This window comes from Planktotalea sp., from assembly GCF_039984035.1.
Lineage (GTDB): Bacteria > Pseudomonadota > Alphaproteobacteria > Rhodobacterales > Rhodobacteraceae > Planktotalea.
On the sequence record NZ_JBDWVM010000383.1, the window covers coordinates 1 to 2,593 of the forward strand.

General features: G+C 58.2%; 4 protein-coding genes. 1 reads left to right on the forward strand and 3 read right to left on the reverse strand.

Annotated elements, in window-relative coordinates:
• Together ABJQ89_RS17055 and ABJQ89_RS17060 are read right to left on the reverse strand one after the other, a co-directional pair.
• A partial coding sequence (locus ABJQ89_RS17055; protein ID WP_348497357.1) for a helix-turn-helix domain-containing protein occupies positions 1-822 on the reverse strand: 822 nt, incomplete at its 3' end.
• A gap of 134 nt (positions 823-956) precedes the next feature.
• A complete protein-coding gene (locus tag ABJQ89_RS17060) occupies positions 957-1,538 on the reverse strand; it encodes a TetR/AcrR family transcriptional regulator (protein ID WP_348404750.1) in 582 nt (193 codons plus the stop codon).
• A 151-nt stretch (positions 1,539-1,689) separates the two neighbouring features.
• Between ABJQ89_RS17060 and ABJQ89_RS17065 the strand changes: the two genes are divergently transcribed.
• Positions 1,690-2,088 (forward strand): DM13 domain-containing protein, encoded by a 399-nt coding sequence (locus ABJQ89_RS17065; protein WP_348404751.1) that lies wholly within the window; start codon positions 1,690-1,692, stop codon positions 2,086-2,088.
• 80 nt (positions 2,089-2,168) lie between these two features.
• Here ABJQ89_RS17065 and ABJQ89_RS17070 read toward each other — a convergent pair.
• Positions 2,169-2,593 (reverse strand): molybdopterin-binding protein (locus ABJQ89_RS17070; protein WP_348497358.1); only part of this gene is annotated, 425 nt, incomplete at its 5' end.

The following is a 2,593-nucleotide window of genomic DNA, read 5'->3' on the forward strand; positions in this document are numbered from 1 at the left end:
GGAGTGTCCTTTTGGGGGGGCGATGCCAATGGCATCAATGGCGTTTTGCAACGATGTGGCATCCAGCGTGGCCAGCGGAAGGGCGGCAAACGCCGCGATCCGGGCGTGCAACGCGGTGTAGGTGTGTTCAAAGGCGCGGCGGCGCTCTGCGAGGGGGCCTTTGGCGCTGGCGGGGTCGGGCAGGCCCCAATGGCCGCTGATCGGCTGGCCTTCCCAGGTTGGGCAATCCTCATTTGCGGCGCTGTTGCACACCGTAAAGACGAAATCCATGCGCGGGCTGTCGGGGGTTTGAAAGTCCGACATGGGTTGGGGTCGTAGGCGCGCGGTATCGTGGCCTTTACATGTGAGGATATCGACCGCCAGCGGGTTGATTTGATCGTTGGGCTGCGTCCCCGCAGAATAGACGGCGAACCGGGTTGGGTCGAGATCGCGCAAGATGGTTTGGGCGCAGATCGATCTGGCTGAATTGCCGGTGCACAGAAACAACACGTTGTATTGTGAGCGCAGCGTGGCGGTGGCGACGGGTGCGCATAATTCGGGCCGCCCTCGGCAACAATCAACGACCAGAAAATTGATCAGCGCGCCTGCGGCCTGCGTGTTGGCGCTGTAGCGCAGCGACGTGCCTTGTCTGCGTTGCCGGATCAATCCTGCGTCCGTCAATGCGGCCAGATACACCGAAGTCGTCGAGGCCTTGAGCGTCAAGGCCGATGCGATTTCCCCTGCGGGAACCTGATCTGGGTAGCGCCGCATGAGCAGACGAAAAATGCCCAACCGTTGCGGGTGGCTAAGGGTCGACAGGCGTAAGAGTGCTTCTTTTTCCATATTTCATGAATATATGAAATATTGATGGGCGCAATAGGTATCCGACAAGGCGGTTGTTGTCAGGGCGCGGCCATACCCAACGGCTCGACGACCAATAGGTAACAAACTGGGGGCGGTATCAATGCCGTGTGGTTTCAGTCGTTGGGGCTCAACCGCGTTGCGATGTGCTTTAAGGCGGCGGTGCTCTTGCCGAGGGTGTCCAGCGCCCCGTCCTTTCGCGCGATAACGCGCATGCCGACGTATTGCGCGACCAGGTGATGCGCCAGCGCGTTTGACATCGTCGGGGGTACCACATCCGCGAGCGCGGTTTCGAAGCCAACCAACATCCGCTCCAGCGACTTTGTTGCCATGGTTTCGATGTCGCTGTCGTAGGCGGCGGGCCCGGCAATGGCCGAGCACAAAAGACACCCGCGCTGGTCGCCCGAACGCACCGCTTCTTCGATAGAATCGAACACCTGAAAGATCCGCGCCCATCCCTCTTGATCATCGTCCACAAGCAACGCGACCGCGCCGCTCACGACCTGTGCGTCATATCTGCTCAGAACGCGCATATAGAGCGCCTTTTTGTCATTGAACGCTTTATACAGACTGCCACGTGTCAGGTTCATCCCCGCCAGAAGGTCCGGCAGGGTGGCATCGGCATAGCCGTGCTCCCAAAATACATCCATCGCTTTCGCGAGGGCTTCGTCGGTGTCAAATTCGCGTGGTCTTGCCATGGGGGTGGTATAGCACGGGTTTTCCAAGTTTGGAACTGATCAGTACCCAATCACGAAAACGTGTTTGGAACTATTCGGTTCCTAATGCTAGATGATCAATCACCGAAACACGAAACGGCATATCGCCGCCCACCACACCAAAGGAAAACACATGAAAAATATCGTCGCAAAATCATTGAGCGTTGTTGCAGCAGCAGTCATCACATTCGCACCGATCTCTGCATCCGCAGAAGCACCGGCCACACACGGCACCTTCACCGGGGCAAGCGATCACATCACAACTGGTGGTGTTCAGATCGTCAAAACCGCGGACGGCGGCGCGATTGTTATCCTCGACACTGATTTCAGCCTTGATGGCGCGCCTGACCCACGGGTTGGGTTCGGCTCTGATGGCAAATTCGTTGAGGCCAGCGATTTGGGTGCGTTGCAAAACATCAGCGGTCTGCAGATCTACGTGGTGCCGCCCACGATCAACGTTGATGATTTCAACGAAGTCTACATCTGGTGCTTGCAGTTTGGCGTGCCATTGGGTGTTGCATCCCTGAGCTAAGGGGCTTTTGCTCTGACGAGCCGCGCGCCCTTTATGTGCGCGGCTCGATCCGTATACCAAGGTAGGTAAACGCGGGTGGCTTAATGTAGTTTCAGCACAGATACGTGCGTTCCGGCTGACAGCAGTTTGCCGCGCCCACCCAGGACCGCAAGGCCGTCTGCCGCGACCAAAGGCGACAGACATGCAGAACTGCCCCGCGCAATGATCGTAGCCGTCGGCCGTGCACTGCCTTGGTCGGTACGAAGTCGTACAGGGGCGAATTCCAAGACCTCACGTCTTCGCACAAAATCAGCCGATAAACGCGCGTCGACCTGCGCCGTATCAAAGATATTGGCGCCAAGAGACGTCTCGATCATGGCACGCACCACGAAATAATACCCGACGATCGCGGCAAAGGGATTGCCCGGCAAGGTCACGATCGGCACGCCGTCAAGATGGTGCAGCCCAAGCGGTTTTCCGGGGCGCATTTTGACCCCGTGAAAGAGCTCTGTCGCGCCCGTTTCGG